We start from the raw sequence: 17,892 nt of genomic DNA, 5'->3' as shown, positions 1-17,892 counted from the left end.
TGTCAGCTATTTCGAATAATCTTGGTTGGTTCATTGATACAGATGATAAAAAAAACCGGCCAGGGCCGGTTATTTACATCATGTTTTGGTACCAGGTCTAGAAACGTTTCTTGAGAGTAACGCCATAAGTAGCGGGTTCAGCCATATAGGCGTTTAGTTTTCCTTCTTGTAGCGGTGTATTGAAGTTTGTGCGGTTCACATACTCTTCGTCCGTAACATTACGACCCCAGAAGATAAGATCCATATCATGATCACTGAAGTTAATGAAAAAGCGCAAGTTTAAAATACTATAGGACGCCTGAACGGCATAGGGGTCATTGCTACCATCGAGGATAATATCACCGGTATAACTATATTCACCTTGAACATAGGCATAGATATTCTCGCCAATTTCAAACTCTTTCTTTAGACTCAACACTGCATAGTCTTCTGGCTCTCCACCTGGTCTGTCGCCAGAACGATCACAGAAGTTGTCAGTGGAGTTGACCCTGCCTGGATCATCGATACCGGTATGCCAGGTATAAGCGGTCCAGCAGTTACCGGCTTCAAAGGTTTTATATTCGGCTTGCACTAAAGCATAACCTAAGTGAATTTCCAAATCGTCTATGGGTAACCAGGTGGCTTCTAACTCCATGCCCGATATTTCGTAGTCCCCGGCATTTTGCAGATTAAAACCATCACCTGTGAAGGTATTGGCCTGAAAGTCGTCGACTGTGGTGTAGTGGGCCGCGGCATTGATACGCAAGTTTTGCTCACGAAAATCTTTTTTAACACCCAGTTCAAAGGATTGTGATGTTTCTGCGTCAAAAATGGGATTGAAACCCGTTGCAATTCGATCGGTGTTAGTACCACCGGATTTGTAACCATTTCCATATGAGACATACAGTAGGGTGTCGTTATTTGGCTGATAACTAAGTTTCAGGGTACCACTGATTTGATCATCGCTAACACTCTCGTTAATGTTGGCCCGTGGACTTGTGGTATCGGCTATTAGAGGAAAGGCCCAGCCTGCTTGATCAAAACCGGCAAAATTCGTCAAGGTTGCCTGTCCTTCAGGGGTAGTCAGATCAATTGCCTCTGCTGCAATTCCACCAAGGGTCGTCAGTGCACCCACAAGGTTTACCGGCGTATTACCCGCCAGACCATTGATATTCGGGCCTACTTCGGTGAAGACGGTTAATAGGTCTTTTTCTTCTTTGGTGAAGCGCAAACCGGCAGTCAGGGTAAATTCTGGGTTGAATTTGTAATCAAACTGACCAAACACTGCATAGCTTTTATGTTTTTGTTCAGCTACGTGGTTAAACCCGGTACCCGCAGGTGCACCAGCGGCGCGAGGAGCAACTAAACCCATTTGCGCTAAGTTGTCTATACCACCAAGAAGTGCATTAAACGAACCGGGTTGACCGGTGAGGGCGTCGATATTTTGCCCCAGCACACCCATGGCAAAACTGTCGAAAATGGCATCGGTGTACAGGCTATATTGCAAGTCCAAATTTTGGGTGAAGTAGTAGGCACCTAATATGTAGTTTAGTTTTTCACTGGTGTAATCTAGGCGGATTTCCTGAGAAAACGATTGTTGCTCGGAATCGTTGCTGGTGCCAAATAGATCCGCGTCGGTAAAGTCACTGTCGATATTATCGTAAGAGTCAAACGCACGGTAAGCTGATATAGATACCAGGGTGTAGTTGTCGTCCAGTTCCCAATCTACTTGAGCTGACAGTCCGCGGTCCTTCATAGAGGATTCAGGTAAAAAAGATAGCGCCACGTTTCTGTCATAAAAGGCGTCGCCCCCGGGAAATACTGTGCCCCCTAGGGAAGATAAAGCCGCATCTGTACCCAACTTGCCCGGTATTTCCTTTGCCTGTAAGTTACTCAACTGCACTGGGGCACCACAACAAATTTCATCTATTTCTGCATAATCAGCAATGACTCTTACCGTTACATCGTCACTTGGGGTATAGAGGGCCTGCAAGCGCCCGCCGAAACGACTTCGGTCATTGAGGCTATCTTCGCCCAGATTAATATCGCTGATGGTGCCATCTCGCTGGCTGGAAAAACCTGTTACTCGAAACGCCAGCACATCGTCGATGGCGGAAATCGAGGTGGCGCCTGATAAATTTAGTAAACCGTAATTACCTATTGTGGCTTCAACAAAACTATCACTCCCACCATGGCTGGGGGCGACTGTGCTGATTAATATCGCCCCTGAAGGGGTGTTTTTACCAAATAATGTACCCTGAGGGCCCCTTAATACTTCAACGGCGGCCACATCGATCAGGTTGTTGATCATGGAATTCTGCCGGGCCCGGTAGACTCCATCCATATAAAGACCCACAGAAGACTCTAAACCGAAGTTTTGTGACGACGTGCCTACACCGCGGATTGAGAAGCTTGAATTAGTGGCACTTTGACTTTGGAAAGCCCCCAGACCCGGCACATTGGTTTGTAAATCATACATATCTTTAATGACGGCTTCTGCCATCGCTTCACCGCTAAAGGCAGTGACGGACACCGGAACTTCTTGTAGATTTTGCGCGCGTTTTTGCGCCGTTACGGTAATGGTTTCCAGGCCTTTATCATTAACATCTTGTTCTTGAGACAAAATATAACCGCTTTGTAATGCTAAGGATAAACCGATAAAAGTTGCCAGGGGCGCGCGTTTAAGTTGGGTTGGTAAAAATTGCGTCATAAGGAATTCTCTGTGTCTAGTTGGCTAAGCTTGTGTATTTTGTTAGTTTTTTCAGGCACAAGCAAACGACGGTGGCCCAAGTCACTTTATGAACTTCAAGTGGTCGGATGTTTCTACGCTATCAAGTTTTAGCTGAGGAAGTAAATAAATTGTTATTATAAAGTTAAATGTTTACCTTATTCATTTAATGAATGAGGTGTTCAATGCCGGATTCTCGGCCCAGGCCAAATAGATTCATCAATCTAATCAATACAAAACCATTAAAATAATTAATTAAACTAATAGTAGCTTTGTTAATACAATTCCCCGGTCTTAAACATAAGGTACAAACATGGCAGAGTTTTACGTGGTGCGCCACGGGCAAGCCTCATTCGGTGCCCCCAATTACGACAAACTCAGCCCTATGGGTTTACAACAGTCCGTGTGGCTCGGCGAGTATTTTGCCCAGCGCAACATCAGCTTTGAAAAACTGTGGTTAGGGGAAATGGTACGTCACCAAGAGACCGCTCAGGGGATAAGTAGTGTGCTGTCTAAAGCGCCTATTCAATATATACACAGAGGGTTAAATGAATTCGATTTTCAAAATATTGCCAGTGCCTATTTGGCCCTACACCCCACCGAGCGATTAGCCCAAGGCGCGCCGCCAGCGGCCTATTATCGTTTATTGAAAAAGGCCATGGGCGCCTGGTCCGGTCAACTGCTGCCCAAGCACGAATTGAGTGAAACCTGGTTAGGCTTTCGGACTCGTGTTGAGGAAGTATTAAAAGCTATTTGCCTTGAGGATCCCCAGGGGCCTATGCTCATTGTTAGTTCAGGCGGGGCGATATCCATGCTGTTGAGCCTGGTCTTGGGATTGCCTGCTACGCAAGTTATCGAATTGAATATGCAAATAAAAAACGCCGGTTTTAGCCATTTTTTCTACAATCGCGATAACGTGCGGTTAAGTAGTTTCAATAATGTGCCGCACCTCGACATTCCTGAGCGTGTGGGCGCCATTACTTTTAGTTAAACGGGACATATAGCACATGAACTTTGATTATTCAGACAAGACCAAAGACTTAATCGCTCGCCTGGAAGCCTTTATGCAGGAGCATATATACCCGGTTGATCAGCAATATATTAGCCAAGTGCACGACAACGCGATGAGCGGACAAGGCCGATGGCGCACCCCTGAAATGATCCAGGCGCTGAAACAAAAAGCCAAAGCCGCGGGTTTATGGAATCTGTTTTTGCCCGGGGAATATCTGCCTTATGGCGCTGGCCTGACCAACTTAGAATATGCGCCACTGTGTGAAATTATGGGCAAAGTGATGTGGAGTTCTGAAGTGTTTAACTGCAGTGCGCCAGATACAGGCAATATGGAAGTGCTGGCAAAATATGGCAGCCAGGCCCAACAAGACAAATGGTTAGTTCCCCTGCTCGAAGGGGGAATTCGTTCTGCATTTGCCATGACCGAGCCTGGTGTGGCGTCATCGGATGCCACCAATATTGAAACGTCCATCCAACGTGACGGCGCTGAATATGTGATCAATGGCCGCAAGTGGTATACCAGCGGTGCCATGAATGAAAATTGTAAAATCATGGTTGTTATGGGCAAAACAGATACATCGGCGCAACGTCATCAGCAACAATCCCAAGTGTTAGTGCCATTGGATACTCCGGGTATAACAGTCGTGCGTGCACTGTCTGCTATGGGACATTTTGATGAGCCCGTGGGTCATGCCGAAATCATATTTGACAACGTGCGGGTGCCAGTAGAAAACCTGTTGCTGGGAGAGGGGAAGGGTTTCGAAATCGCCCAAGGACGCCTTGGGCCGGGGCGTATTCACCATTGTATGCGCCTGATTGGGTGTGCCCAGCGCGCGCTCGACCTAGCCTGTGAACGAGTTGAGTCGCGGATTGCCTTTGGCCAGGCGCTGAGTAAACAGCAATCGGTTCGCGAGCATATCGCCCAGATGTATTGTGATATAGAACAAGCGCGTTTATTAACCCTTAAAACTGCGGACAAAATGGATAAATACGGCAATAAGGTTAGCCGGGATCTGATTGCAGCGATCAAGATTGTTGCACCGAAGATGGCGTGTAAGGTGATTGATCAGTCCATTCAACTGCATGGTGCAGCCGGGACCAGTCAAGATTTTATTTTGGCGGCAAGCTATGCGTATGCCCGCACAATCAGACTGGCCGATGGCCCCGACGAAGTGCATATGATGCAGTTAGGGCGTAACCTGATAAGAGACCATAATGCCCAATAGGAGTGTCACAACATATGAGCGATAAAAGTGCCGTTGAGCAGTTAGATGAGGTCGTTTTGACAGCCTATTTAACTGAACATATTGCCGGTTTCAGTGGACCTTTGACTGCCACGAAGTTTACTGGTGGGCAGTCTAATCCCACCTTTAAATTGCACACACCCAATGGAACTTATGTTTTGCGGCGCCAACCTCCTGGAAAATTGCTTAAATCCGCCCATGCGGTTGATCGAGAATACCGAGTGCTTAAAGCACTGGAAAATTCATGTGTACCGGTGGCGAAAGTTTATCATTTGTGTGAGGACCCGAGCGTACTAGGCAGCCTATTTTATGTCATGGAATATATGGACGGTGAAGTATATTGGGACAGTTCCTTGCCTGATATTGCTGATAATCAAACGCGGCATGTTATGTATGAGCAAATGGTTAACGTGTTGGCCGCGCTGCATCAAGTGAATGTGCATGATGTCGGGTTAGACGATTTTGGCAAGCCGGGTAATTATTTTGAAAGGCAAATCAGTCGCTGGACCAAACAGTATCGTTTGTCAGAAACCGGCACCATTACCGCAATGGATGAGTTGATTACCTGGTTAGAAGGTAACATTCCTGCTGACGATGGTAAGGTGTCCTTAGTGCATGGTGATTATCGCATGGATAATCTTATGTTTGCCAAAGATACTCCCCAAATTATAGCTGTGCTGGATTGGGAGTTATCTACCCTAGGCCATCCGTTTGCAGATTTAGCCTACCAGTGTATGCAGTTACGCCTACCGGATAATGTCGGTAAAGCCACTGGACTTGGGGATGTGGACCGTAATGCGCTGGGAATTCCTAATGAAGAAGAATATGTGGCGCGTTATTGTGAGTTAATGGGCATTGAGGGTATTGAAAATTGGAACTTCTATTTAGCATTCAGTTTTTTCCGTTTGGGAGCTATAGCGCAAGGAGTGGCCAAACGAGCCGTTGACGGCAATGCATCCAATAAACAGGCACTGCAAATTGGCGCGTTGGTAAAACCCTTGGCCCAATACGCACTGGGTTTGCTTAAATAGGCCATGTTGAACAGGGAGGGTGACCAGTACACCTTCAAAAAATTTAATTATTAACGTTAGATAGCTGGAGAGCTTGATGAAAGCCATAGTATGTGAGGAATTTGCGCCGGTAGAAAACTTAAAATACATCGAGGTCGCCGATCCTGTAGCAGCAAAAGGACAGGTTGTGGTTGACATTAAAGCCTGTGGGGTTAATTTCCCCGATGGTTTGTTGGTCCAAGGTTTGTATCAGATGAAACCGGAATTTCCTTTTATCCCGGGTAATGAAGTGGCCGGTGTGATCAGCGAAGTAGGTGAAGGGGTGCGCCATCTTAAAGTGGGTATGCGGGTTATCGCTTTATGTATGTTGGGGGGCTATGCACAGAAAGTCGCTTGTCCGTCGACTCATGTCTTACCTATTCCCGATGAGATCCCTGATGAAGAAGCTGCCGCGTTGGTAACTGCCCACGCCACTGCCCATCATGCTTTAAAACAGCGCGCCAATATTCAACCTGGTGAAACTTTGTTAGTCACAGGTGCCGCTGGGGGTACGGGGCTGGCTGCTGTGCAAATAGGCAAACAAATGGGCGCCAAGGTCATTGCCGTTTGCTCGACTCAGGAAAAGCTGGATGTCGCAAAGGAAAATGGAGCTGATATCCTGATTAATTACAGTGAAGTCGATTTGAAAACTGCGATCAAAGCAGTCACCGAGGGCAAGGGGGTAGATGTAGTATATGAATGTGTTGGTGGTGATACTTTCCATGCCTGTTCCCGCAGTATGGCGTGGAATGGTCGTTTGCTGGTAATAGGTTTTGCCGGTGGGACTATTCCAGAGTTCCCGGTGAACCTGGCTCTGGTTAAAGGATTTTCTGTGGTCGGTGTCTTCTGGGGCTCGTTCACTCAGCATCAGCCAAAAGACTTTGCCAGCAATATGCATGAATTGCTTACCTGGTACGTACAAGGCAAGGTAAAAGTGGTGGTGGATGATGTATTACCCCTGGCATTTGCTAAAGATGCCCTGAACAAGGTAATGAACCGGGAGGTTAAAGGCAAAATGACCCTTAGACCCTAATATTGTTGGAGGGCAAAAATAAAAAAAACCGGCCTCAAATGAGGCCGGTTTTTTTATTGTTAATCATGTAGAACATTCCAAATTTGTAGGTTGGATCTTTTACATTAGATAAGCGTAAGTTGCGGTTTGTCAGTGCAAAATGACATCCTTCAGGGTCACCGCAAACGCTTGGCTGGTAAGCTAAGCGCACTAAACTTGGAATTTTTAATAAACCAGTAATATGGTAGGAATGAAATATCGCGACAGTATTACAGGATCATAACATTTTGGCATGCGGTACATTGCTGACTTGATGATATATACCCGCGCCCTTTGGGCGGTGGTCGCCACGCGGTGGTCGCCACTCGGTGGCCGCCACTCATTATTCGGTACCCGGTACTCGGTATCCGATACTCGGTACGCGATACTCGGTACTCGGTACTCGGTATCCGATACTCAGAACGGGTGGAGGAAATTGTTTTTAGGTAAAGTTGTACAAGAGGAGAGAGCCGTTGGATAATATTAAAACCAGTGACGATAAAACGTTACTTGATGTGCCTAAAATTCATGCTTTTTTAAGCAACGACAGCACCTGGGCAAAAGGCATTGGATTGGCGACGGTTGACACCGCAATTAGTAATTCTATATGTATAGGTGTTTATAAACAGCATGAACAGGTAGCGTTTTGCCGGATAATTACCGATTGTGCAACATTTGCAAATTTAGTTGATGTTATTGTCTGGCCTGAATATAGGGGCATGGGCATTGCCAAATTATTGATGACTAACGCGATAAACCATTCGGCAGTGCAGGGGATCCGCAGGTTCACCTTAGCTACCGCTAATGCCCATGGATTATATGCCCAGTTCGGTTTTAGTTCATTAGATAAGCCGGATACCTTTATGCAACGCTATGACCCTCATATCTATGAAAAGACGAATGGTTAGGGCTTTTGACAGTTTGTAAATGTCGATAACGGGAATGTTTTAACGTTCATCCTTAGCCTTGCAGATGCTAAAGACTTTACCGTTTTCCTTGTAAATTTTACTGCCGGTCAGGTGGCCTGGGTAAAGGGTACTGATGGGTTTTGCAGCCAAACATATTAAAATGGTGGGGTAAATATCACGCCATACCAGGGGCTTAGGGAATTTTCGCATACTGATAGAGCAATAGATGTTTAACTTGGCGTCCGAATTGCTCCTGATATGAGATGAGTCACTTATTTCAACTATCAGGAGAAAGCGAACAATGAGTAACACAGTGAAAACGATTAATCCAACGACTGAAGAAGTACTTGAAGAATATACATTATTAACTATTGAACAAGCCGAATCGGCGGTAGATAAAGCTGATGAGGCATTTCAACAGTGGAAACACACCAGTCCAGATGAGCGGGCGGCGCTGTTAAATAACATGGCTGATGTGATTGAAGATAATAAAGACGAACTCGCCACCTTAATGACTCAGGAGATGGGCAAAGTTAAAGAGCAGGGATATCAAGAGGTTCAGTTGTGTGTGGCGATTTGTCGTTATAGTGCCGATGAAGGGCCAGGTTTACTGGCGGATGACGAGCGTGAGTTGGAAGGGGGCAGAGCCCTGGTGAGTTATCGCCCATTAGGAGTGATCCTGGGGATCCAGCCCTGGAATTTCCCGCTTTATCAGGTTATTCGTTATAGCGTGTCCAACCTTATGGCCGGCAATACTGCGGTACTTAAACATGCCGCCAACGTATTTGGTATGGCACAAAAGATCCAGCAGATGTATGAAGCCGCGGGTTTCCCTAAGGGCTGTTACCAATCGCTGTTAATCGATGGGGAAACGGCCAGTGCATTAATTAAACATCCCAAGGTGCGTGGCGTGTCATTTACCGGCAGTGATGAGATTGGTAAGAAAGTGGCAGAGGCCGCGGCCAAATTGGTGAAAAAATCCGTACTCGAACTTGGCAGTAACGATGCGTATGTAGTGTTGGATGATGCCGACATCGAACTGGCAGTCAAAACTTGTGTCCAGGGGCGAGTGGTCAACAATGGTGAAACCTGTGTCTCTGCCAAACGTTTTATTGTTACGGAAAAAAATTACGCGCAGTTTAAAGGCGCATTTATCAAAGCTATGGGGGAGCTCAATATGGGCGACCCAGAACTTGAAGGAACAGATTTAGGGCCCATGGCCAGAGGTGATTTACGGGATAAACTGCATCAACAGGTTACGGCATCTATCGAAGCGGGAGCCAACTGTTTATTAGGTGGCGAAATGCCTAAGGGCAAAGGCTACTTTTATCCGGCTACTGTGTTGGACAATATCCAACCCGGTTCACCTGCCTATGATGATGAATTATTCGGTCCGGTAGCTGCACTGATCCACGCCGTCGATGACCAAGACGCCATGCGTATTGCCAACGACTCCCGCTATGGTTTGGGGGGCGGGATTTTCAGCAAAGATGTTGCTCGTGCCATTGAACTGGCTCGGGATGAATTCGACACTGGAATGATCAACATCAATTGCTATAATTTGGCCAATCCTAATCTGCCTTTTGGTGGAGTCAAAAACAGCGGATACGGCCGTGAGCACGGTGGCTTTGGCATCCGTGAGTTTGTAAACGTTAAATCGATAATGATATCTGAATAAAACCAACCGGTATCGCTAAAAAAGCCAGTTAGGTATCCCCTTGCTGGCTTTTTTTTGTGTTTTGTCCAAAAAGTAGACCCGCTAAAAACCACAAAAAAAATAACATCTTAACCATTGCCAGTTGATCTGGAACAAGATTTTTTTAACTGATGACAATAGAGTAGGGCAAAGGCATGGTGAAGCAACGCTAAGGTCCGTTAGTTAGCGTATGGCTTTCTTATCAGGCAAACCTGAGATTAAAAGCACATAGATAGTCGTCAGAGCAATGCAATAAAAAATCTCAATAGAAGCGTTTTTTCCTCTTACCGATTTATCCGGTGGTCTGCAAATAGTTGGAGTAAGTATGTTCTCACAGTCACGAATTTTGTGCCCGCAATTGAAAACTAAAATCATGAGTGCCCAGCAGGCTGCTGAGCTGATCCCCCCTGGTGCTACTGTGGGAATGAGCGGTTTTACGGGCTCGGGACATCCCAAGGCGGTTCCGGCTGCGTTAGCGGAGCGGATCCAGACATTTCATCAAGACGGGAGAGAGTTTAAAATTAACCTGTGGACGGGCGCTTCTACGGCGCCTGAAGTAGATGGTGTATTAGCTCAAGTAGATGGGATCAACACTCGTCTGCCGTTTCAGTCTGATCCCAGTTGCCGAAAGCAGATTAATGCAGGGCATATAAACTACCTGGATTTACATTTGTCTGAAGTTTCACAATACGCCTGGTCGGGTTTTTTAGGTAAGTTGAATATCGCGGTAATCGAAGTAATTGCCATTCATGAAGATGGTAGTTTAGTACCCTCATCATCCATTGGAAATAACAAAACCTGGATTGAACAAGCAGATCACATCATTTTAGAACTAAACCATCAGCAACCCATTGCAATGCAGGGCATGCATGACATTTATTATGGCAGTTCCTTACCGCCAGATCGCCAGCCGATCCTGTTGACTAAGGCTGATGATCGTATTGGAGAAACATTGTTTCGATGCCCCAAAGAAAAGATTATCGCTATCGTCGAAACCGCATCGGCAGATCGCAATGCGCCTTTTAATCCACCTGATGACACATCTCAGCAAATTGCCGCTCACATACTCGAGTTTTTTGACTATGAAATAAAACATGGGCGCTTACCCAAAACACTCTTGCCTATTCAGTCAGGGATCGGAAATATACCCAATGCCGTGTTAGACGGGCTAAATGCGGGGCCTTACAAAAACTTGACTGCCTTTACCGAAGTGATCCAAGACGGCATGTTAACTATGCTGCGCTCAGGTACGTTAAAGGCGGCTTCTGCCACGGCTTTTTCACTCAGCCCAGCGGCCATGGATGAATTTACCCGCAATATTAATTTTTATCACGACAAAATTATTCTGCGTCAACAAGATATCAGTAATCACCCAGAGTTGGTGCGCAGATTGGGGGTGATTGCCATGAATGGATTATTGGAGGCGGATATTTATGGCAATGTTAATTCGACCCATGTTATGGGTACCAGAATGATGAATGGTATAGGGGGGGCTGGGGATTTTGCGCGAAACGGGTATTTATCTATTTTTATGACTCCCTCGACGGCAAAAAAAGGCAGTATTTCTGCCATAGTACCTATGGTGTCTCACGTTGATCAGACTGAGCATGATGTAAAAGTGTTAGTAACGGAACAAGGCTTGGCGGATTTACGCGGATTGTCTCCCAGACAAAGAGCCAAATTAATTATTCAAAATTGTGCCCACCCGGATTACAAAGACCGGCTGACGGATTATTTTGAACGTGCCTGTGCCAGTGGTCGGGGAATGCATACCCCGCACTTGTTAGAAGAGTCACTTAGCTGGCATTTGAATTATGAAAAAATCGGTCAGATGTGAATTAAACGGTAACAAGCTGGCATAATTAGGTCGTTTGCACGATTTTTGGGTGATCTTGTGCATTAAATGTATTCTTAAAAAAGCCAGTCAGGGAGAATCTGACTGGCTTTTTAGCTTGTATCGCCAAGCAACTTTGACACTGGCTAACAATCTGTTAGTTTTTGTTTTAAAACGTGGCAGAGACACTTTTTAGGTACTGGTTGAACGCTCCCTGGTTAGCTTGTTTCAAGCTGGCACATTGCTCTGATTCGTCCAGTGCTACATCAAAGCTGCGCGGCATGCCTTCATATTTAGCCATCCGCGGTTGATAAAATTTCTTGGTCAACTGAATGTTATGCTCGTTGCACGTGCTGGAGACATATTCCGGCATGCGGGCAATATGATAAGCCGGCATTTTAGCGGTCACTTTTTCTATATTGGCCTCAAGCCATTGGTAAAACACATCTTTGTCGTCACGGGCTTTACTGGCGGTGGACAAAAAGCTGATCACATTAGCAGGGCTCACATCCCCATTTAGGCTCAAGTCTAATACTTGCTTGATATTTTCCGCTTGGGGAAACAACATTCCAAAACGAATGGTGCCGCGAATGTTCGCATCAGTAGTAGTTAGATAGGCTTTTTGGAATCGAGCAATCCAACTGGCATCACCGTGCACCGCAACATTTCGCATGGCCGTTCTGGCAATATCACGACCCACACTGGTGGGATCAGCGAGATATTTTTCCGTCAGCTTGGTACTTTGCGCTAAGACCTGTTCATTGTCGGTATAACGGCCTAATAGGGCAAAAACTTCACTGCGCAGTCGATTGACATCGTTTGAGTCGTGGGCATTTTCGTTGACCCCTAATCGCATGAACCAGGGATGCAGTTTGTGATCGATAAAAGTGGCAAACAGTTTTTTATTGCTATCATCTACCAAATATACCAACTCATTTAACGAGGCCACGACCGCTCTGACTACCACAGGATCGTCTTGTTGCGCCAAGGCATCGAGCACCACCATGTGTTGCTTCAGGGAGATTTCGTCGGCATTAAACAAAGCGTCTGAGTTATACAGCAGCGATTTTTTCTCTCGGGCATTCAGGGCATCGAGATCCATTAGTAATGCAGTCATTTGGGGGGCAGGGATTTTCCAGCGCAGGTAACCCATCGCATTGTCGTTGGGATATATCCACTGGGCTTCGCTAAGTGTGCTCTCCACGGCGTGTTCACTATCGAGAAACAAGGTGGTGCGCTGGATTTTGTCGTTCTTTTTATAGGTGATAGACAAGGGTACGACCCAAATTTGTTGGTCTACCTTGGCTCCAGCCAAATGATAACGGCTTTGACTCACCTCGCCATTTTGCTTGAAATTAACCAGTGGATAGCCTGGTTGTTCCAGATAAGTTTTCATCATGGCGGGCACATCAAAATCCGCCACGTTTGATAACACTTCCCACAGATCATCTGACTGGGCATTACCCCAGGCGTGTTTTTTCATATAACTTTGCACGGCTTTTTGGAAGGCATCTTCGCCGATAAGGGATTCAATCATTTGCAGGATGGACTCACCTTTGCTGTAGTTAAGTCCTAAGCCATCCATTACATCGGTCTGGGTGCGTACCCGCTTTTTAACCGCTTTGGTAGTGGGGCTGGCATCGGCAGTAAAGGCGCCTTCTTGAACCAAACCTGACTGGTTATTTTGTTCCGGATAGAGTTGCATGGTGATTTTACCTTCCATCCAGGAAGCAAACGCTTCGTTGAGCCATAAATCATCCCACCAGGCCATAGTCACCAGATCGCCGTACCACATATGTGCAAGTTCATGGGTTATGGTGGTAAGCGGGCCACGTTGTTCGGTCAGACGTGGTTCGTCATCCAGCAGTAATAAACTGCTGCGGTAGGTTACCAAACCGGCATTTTCCATGGCGCCATGGGTAAAATTCGGCACTGCAATAAAGTCGAGTTTTTCATAAGGGTAGGGCATGCCAAAATAGTCTTCCAGCGCCTGGAGAATTCGCGGTGTATGTTTTATCGCAAACTTGGTGCGTCCGGCCTGACCTTTGGGTGTATAGATTTTGCCCGGTACCGACAGGCCGGTAATCTCTGCCCAATCTAGTTCGCCCACGGCGAAGGCTACCAGATAAGTGGGCATAGGTTGGGTGCGTTTGAATACGACTGTTTGCCAATCTCCATCAACGGTGCGCTTTTCTACCGGGGTGTTGGACACAACGGTGTGTACCTGCGGCGCTTCAATAGTTAACTGATAAGGTATTTTAAAACTCGGTTCATCGAAGCTGGGAAAGGCGCGTCTGGCATGCATATCTTCAAACTGGGTGAATATATAATTGTGCCCTTCAAACGCAGATAAATACATGCCATCTGAAGTGGTATTAATTTTGCCGCTAAATTGCATATGCAATTTATAGCGTTTTGCTGACAGCTCATGGTCGGCTTTGGCGAGTTGAATGTCGTATTCGCCAGAGGTTATCACCAGGGGAATGCGACGGTTACCATCAATTAATTCAATTTTGCTGATCTCCAGTTCCAGCTGGTAAAAGCTGATACTGTCCGTGGATTTTAGTACCTGGATATCGATAGTGGTCTCACCACTAAAAACGGGCTGGTTTGGATCGATCTTTAAGCTGATCTGCTGGAAGCTAGGTTTGACGTTATCGCCAAGGCGATAGTCAACTTCACTTGCTTGTGTATTAGCAATTGCTAACAGCCATAGCAATGCACGTACACTGCGTAGTATTCGTGTCATATTAAGTCCCTTATTTCTTTATCGTTGGGTTGATCTCGACTCGCGCAGCAGATTAGGCGAATCAGGATAAAAAGCAACAGGCAAAGGGTTAACAGTTGTTTCACATTGGACAACTTTTATTGACAAAAAAGGGCTCAAAATGAGCCCGGTTAATTATTGTATGGGTGACAAGTCAGCCAACTTCAGGAAATTGATAATGCTCAAATATTTTGCGTAATGCGAGTTTGTTCAACTTGCCCGTGGCGGTATGGGGTAACTCGTCAACAAAAACTACATCATCGGGCATGGACAATTTATGCAGCTTGTCACTTAAAAAGGCCAAAATATCATCGCCGCCGACTTGGCTGTTCTTTTTGCGTACCACAACCAACAAGGGGCGTTCCGTCCATTTCGGATGGGGGCGGCCAATAGCAGCGGCCTCGGCAATGCCCTTATGACTGACCGCAGCGTTTTCAATTTCGATAGAGCTGACCCATTCTCCGCCGGACTTGATGACATCTTTGGTCCGATCGGTGATCTGCATGAAACCGTTGGGGTTTATAAGGGCAACGTCACCGGTTTCAAACCAGCCCTGCTCATCCACGGGGCAATCAGGGGCTCCCGGGGTTTGTGATAAACCGTAGTAACCACTGGCCACCCAGGGGCCACGGACTTTTAGGGCGCCAAAGGCGACACCATCCCAGGGCAACTGCTGATTGTTTGTATCCATGATACACATTTCAATACCAAACAAACCTCGGCCTTGTAGGGTTTGCAGCTCAGTAATTTGCTCTTCGGAGTAGTCTTCCATGCCCGGTTGCATGCTAAATATGGTGCCCAATGGGCTGGTTTCGGTCATGCCCCAGCCTTGGATAACCATAGTGCCGTAATCCTGTTTAAAACGTTCAATAATGGCTCTGGGACAAGCCGCACCACCCACTGTCACCCGTGCCAGACTAGGCACTTTTTTGCCGCTTGTATCCAGGTAATCCAGCAAGGCCAGCCAAATAGTCGGTACACCCGAGCTGTAGCTCACTTGTTCAGATTCGATTAATGCTTGCAAGGTTTCACCATCACCCATTTTGGGTCCTGGTAATACCAATTTGGTACCTGTCATTATGGTACCAAAGGGTAAACCCCAAGCATTAACATGGAACATGGGGACCACAGGTAAACATATTTCCCTGCATGATGAATTCGTCACATCAGGTAACGCCCCTGATAAGGCATGCAGCAAGGTGGAGCGGTGACTGTAAAGTACACCTTTAGGATTCCCCGTAGTGCCGGAGGTGTAACACATGCCACTGGCAGTGTTTTCATCAAACTCTGGCCAATCGAATTTATCCGTCTGCCCAGCGAGCAATGTTTCATAACACAATACATTGGGTAAACTGGTTTCTGGCATATGTTGCTGGTCAGTCATCACGATGAACTGCTCGACTCCCCCCAACTGTGCCTGTAGCGCTTCGATCAACGGCATGACCAGCACATCAACAAAGATAAACCTGTCTTTGGCATGATTGACGATGTACGCCACCTGCTCCGGGAACAACTTGGGATTAATGGTATGGCACACCATACCGCTGCCAGATACGGCGTAATACAGCTCCAGATGACGGTAGTCGTTCCAGGCTAAGGTGCCGATGCGATCCCCAAATTTTGCTCCCAAGCTGGCAAGCACATTGGCCAACTGGCGGCTGCGCTTGGCAAATTTCTGGTAGGTGTAACGGTGTCTGGGGTTATCGGCCGTAACCGATACTATCTCCCGTTGGGGAAAGTTTTTTTCCGCGTGTCGGAGTATTGAGGAAATCATTAACTGGGATTTCATCATCATTGCTTGCATGGGGTAATCCTTATCTGCTGGGGCAAAAAAACTGCCCGTAAAATCAATTGTGTGTGTCTAACAACCCTGAAAGTGACCCCTACCAAGCGGTTACACCGCCATCAAGGGCAATGGCTTGACCCGTCATGTAGGTATTTCCCGGAGACAAAATCAGCAGCATGGCGTTGACTATCTCCTGAGGGGTGGCCAGACGCTTCATGGGACAGCCCACCGCCAGTCGGTCGATACCTTCCTGGGATATCTGGCCGTCTATGTTTAAAATATTAGTTGGGGTATAAAACGGGCAGATTGCATTAGCCCGAATGCCCTTTCTGGCATATTCCACGGCGGCGGTTTTTGTTAGCCCGATAACCGCGTGTTTAACGGCAGAATAGGCCGCGCCCTTTGGGGCTCCGCCTAAGCCTGCCAGTGAACTGACGTTGAGGATATGCCCGCTCCCTTGCTTAAGCATGGACTCTATCTGGTACTTCATGCCAAACATCACACCTTTCAGGTTCACATCTACCTGTTTGTCCAAGGTAGCCTCATCCAGAGTATGTAGGGGAGCCAAACTGTGGGCTATGCCCGCATTATTGACGCCTATATCCACCCGACCGAATTTTTGCATGGCGGTATCCACCATGGCTTTACAGTCCTGTTCCTTGGCAACGTTGCATTTTTGGGCAATCACCTGTTTTGCATAGGGGGCCAGAGAGTCAACGGTGATGGCTAATCCTGCTTCGTCTATGTCGCTGATCACCAAATTGCAGCCGCGCTCGACTAACCCTTTGGCTAGTAAGCGACCAAAGCCGCTTGCTGCACCGGTGATCAGGGCGACCTGACCACTGAAATCTAAGAGTGGATCCATATAAATACTCACTTGTTAACTAACTGATAAAGGGTTGTCGGTGATAAATTGCAGCAGTACCTCGGCGAGTTTCTCACCCTGATCTTCCTGTAAAAAATGGCCGCCTTTTGCAATAGTGGTGTGTTTTTGACCCTGGGTGCCGGGGATCAATTTTTGCATTATTGTATCGCCACCTTTAGTCACAGGATCACTATCACCAAAGGCAGTGAGAAAAGGTTTTTGCCAATTCTGCAGCACTTTCCATGCCTGGCGATTGGCAGTCGATTGCGGATCATCAGGGGTAACGGGCACCAATAATGGAAACTGGCGTACCCCAGCTTTGTAACGCTCTTCAGGGAAAGGTGCATCATAAGCCGCCAATACCTCGGGTGATAATGGGGTGACGGTTGCGCCCTTAATGATCCCCGAGACCGGAAACTCAGCGACCTCTTGGGAAAAAACCTTCCATTTTAAAAAGGCTTCGCCCGGGGCATGATCCCCGGTAGGTAACATAGTATTGGCCGCTAACACCCGGGCAAACCAGTCCGGGTGTTCAGCTACCAGACGCAAGCCCAATAGTCCTCCCCAATCTTGGCAGATGAGGGTGATGTTGCTTAATTCCAGCTGGCGGATTGCGCTACGTAACCAGTCAAGATGTCGCTGATAAGTATAATCACTACGCTGTGTCGGTTTATCTGAACGGCCAAAGCCGATTAAATCTGGCGCTATCACTCGATACCCAGCGGCTACAAGGGGCTTGAGCATCTTACGATACAGATAACACCAGGACGGCTCCCCGTGTAAAGCCAATATGACCTCGCCATCTCTGGGGCCTTCGTCCAGATAATGCATACGCAGGCTGGCTCCTTCGAAGTCATCAACGTGCAAATAATGCGGGGCATAGTCGAACTGTTCTAGTGCATTAAAGCAATTATCTGGGGTGGTTAAATACTTCACTGCTAATCCCTTCTTGGTCAATGTAAATACAGTGTAAA

12 protein-coding genes are annotated in these 17,892 nt (G+C 46.9%); 7 read left to right on the top strand and 5 right to left on the bottom strand.

Annotation, left to right across the window (positions count from 1 at the left end):
* Positions 1-97: 97 nt before the first annotated feature.
* The gene (locus AC3RV5_RS14565; RefSeq protein ID WP_489728349.1) at positions 98-2,689 is read right to left on the bottom strand and encodes a TonB-dependent receptor; all 2,592 of its coding nucleotides are present in this window, start codon (positions 2,687-2,689) and stop codon (positions 98-100) included.
* 331 nt (positions 2,690-3,020) lie between these two features.
* Between AC3RV5_RS14565 and AC3RV5_RS14560 the strand changes: the two genes are divergently transcribed.
* The 7 genes from AC3RV5_RS14560 (at position 3,021) to scpC (ending at position 11,503) form a co-directional block, all read left to right on the top strand.
* A complete protein-coding gene (locus AC3RV5_RS14560) occupies positions 3,021-3,698 on the top strand; it encodes a histidine phosphatase family protein (RefSeq protein ID WP_489728348.1) in 678 nt (225 codons plus the stop codon).
* Between the two features lie 16 nt (positions 3,699-3,714).
* Entirely contained in the window at positions 3,715-4,944 is a 1,230-nt protein-coding gene (locus AC3RV5_RS14555) for an acyl-CoA dehydrogenase family protein (protein ID WP_489728347.1), read from the top strand.
* 14 nt (positions 4,945-4,958) lie between these two features.
* Complete coding sequence (locus tag AC3RV5_RS14550) at positions 4,959-5,993, top strand: phosphotransferase family protein (RefSeq protein ID WP_489728346.1); 1,035 nt, start codon at positions 4,959-4,961, stop codon at positions 5,991-5,993.
* Between the two features lie 76 nt (positions 5,994-6,069).
* On the top strand, positions 6,070-7,044 hold the full coding sequence (locus AC3RV5_RS14545) for an NADPH:quinone oxidoreductase family protein (protein ID WP_489728345.1): 975 nt from the start codon (positions 6,070-6,072) through the stop codon (positions 7,042-7,044).
* Between the two features lie 491 nt (positions 7,045-7,535).
* Positions 7,536-7,970 carry a GNAT family N-acetyltransferase gene (locus AC3RV5_RS14540; protein ID WP_489728344.1) on the top strand — a complete coding sequence of 145 codons (435 nt, stop codon included), beginning with the start codon at positions 7,536-7,538 and terminating at the stop codon, positions 7,968-7,970.
* A 301-nt stretch (positions 7,971-8,271) separates the two neighbouring features.
* On the top strand, positions 8,272-9,648 hold the full coding sequence (locus AC3RV5_RS14535; RefSeq protein ID WP_489728343.1) for an NAD-dependent succinate-semialdehyde dehydrogenase: 1,377 nt from the start codon (positions 8,272-8,274) through the stop codon (positions 9,646-9,648).
* Between the two features lie 343 nt (positions 9,649-9,991).
* On the top strand, positions 9,992-11,503 hold the full coding sequence (gene scpC, locus AC3RV5_RS14530; RefSeq protein WP_489728342.1) for a succinyl-CoA:acetate CoA-transferase ScpC: 1,512 nt from the start codon (positions 9,992-9,994) through the stop codon (positions 11,501-11,503).
* 166 nt (positions 11,504-11,669) lie between these two features.
* On the opposite strand, the gene AC3RV5_RS14525 is transcribed toward scpC, so the two are convergent.
* From AC3RV5_RS14525 to AC3RV5_RS14510, 4 genes are all read right to left on the bottom strand, one after another.
* Positions 11,670-14,249 carry a M1 family metallopeptidase gene (locus AC3RV5_RS14525; RefSeq protein ID WP_489728341.1) on the bottom strand — a complete coding sequence of 860 codons (2,580 nt, stop codon included), beginning with the start codon at positions 14,247-14,249 and terminating at the stop codon, positions 11,670-11,672.
* A gap of 172 nt (positions 14,250-14,421) precedes the next feature.
* Positions 14,422-16,071, bottom strand: a complete 1,650-nt coding sequence (locus AC3RV5_RS14520) for a long-chain-fatty-acid--CoA ligase (RefSeq protein WP_489728340.1) — start codon at positions 16,069-16,071, stop codon at positions 14,422-14,424.
* A gap of 79 nt (positions 16,072-16,150) precedes the next feature.
* Positions 16,151-16,918: an SDR family NAD(P)-dependent oxidoreductase gene (locus AC3RV5_RS14515; RefSeq protein ID WP_489728339.1), complete on the bottom strand. Its 768-nt coding sequence runs from the start codon at positions 16,916-16,918 to the stop codon at positions 16,151-16,153.
* Positions 16,919-16,933: 15 nt separating this feature from the next.
* Entirely contained in the window at positions 16,934-17,854 is a 921-nt protein-coding gene (locus AC3RV5_RS14510; protein WP_489728338.1) for a haloalkane dehalogenase, read from the bottom strand.
* Between the last annotated feature and the right edge of the window lie 38 nt (positions 17,855-17,892).

It is taken from the genome of Paraglaciecola sp. IT1134, assembly GCF_058068185.1.
Note: the sequence above shows the minus strand (reverse complement) of the source record. Positions and strands in the feature narration are given on the sequence as shown.

What these genes read in the sequence shown, in the direction of transcription:
- AC3RV5_RS14560 (WP_489728348.1), top strand. Translation starts at nt 3,021, where the DNA reads ATGGCAGAGTTTTACGTGGTGCGCCACGGGCAAGCCTCATTCGGTGCC.
- AC3RV5_RS14535 (WP_489728343.1), top strand. Translation starts at nt 8,272, where the DNA reads ATGAGTAACACAGTGAAAACGATTAATCCAACGACTGAAGAAGTACTT.
- AC3RV5_RS14550 (WP_489728346.1), top strand. Translation starts at nt 4,959, where the DNA reads ATGAGCGATAAAAGTGCCGTTGAGCAGTTAGATGAGGTCGTTTTGACA.
- AC3RV5_RS14515 (WP_489728339.1), bottom strand. Translation starts at nt 16,918, where the DNA reads ATGGATCCACTCTTAGATTTCAGTGGTCAGGTCGCCCTGATCACCGGT.
- AC3RV5_RS14545 (WP_489728345.1), top strand. Translation starts at nt 6,070, where the DNA reads ATGAAAGCCATAGTATGTGAGGAATTTGCGCCGGTAGAAAACTTAAAA.
- AC3RV5_RS14520 (WP_489728340.1), bottom strand. Translation starts at nt 16,071, where the DNA reads ATGCAAGCAATGATGATGAAATCCCAGTTAATGATTTCCTCAATACTC.
- scpC (WP_489728342.1), top strand. Translation starts at nt 9,992, where the DNA reads ATGTTCTCACAGTCACGAATTTTGTGCCCGCAATTGAAAACTAAAATC.
- AC3RV5_RS14525 (WP_489728341.1), bottom strand. Translation starts at nt 14,249, where the DNA reads ATGACACGAATACTACGCAGTGTACGTGCATTGCTATGGCTGTTAGCA.
- AC3RV5_RS14555 (WP_489728347.1), top strand. Translation starts at nt 3,715, where the DNA reads ATGAACTTTGATTATTCAGACAAGACCAAAGACTTAATCGCTCGCCTG.
- AC3RV5_RS14565 (WP_489728349.1), bottom strand. Translation starts at nt 2,689, where the DNA reads ATGACGCAATTTTTACCAACCCAACTTAAACGCGCGCCCCTGGCAACT.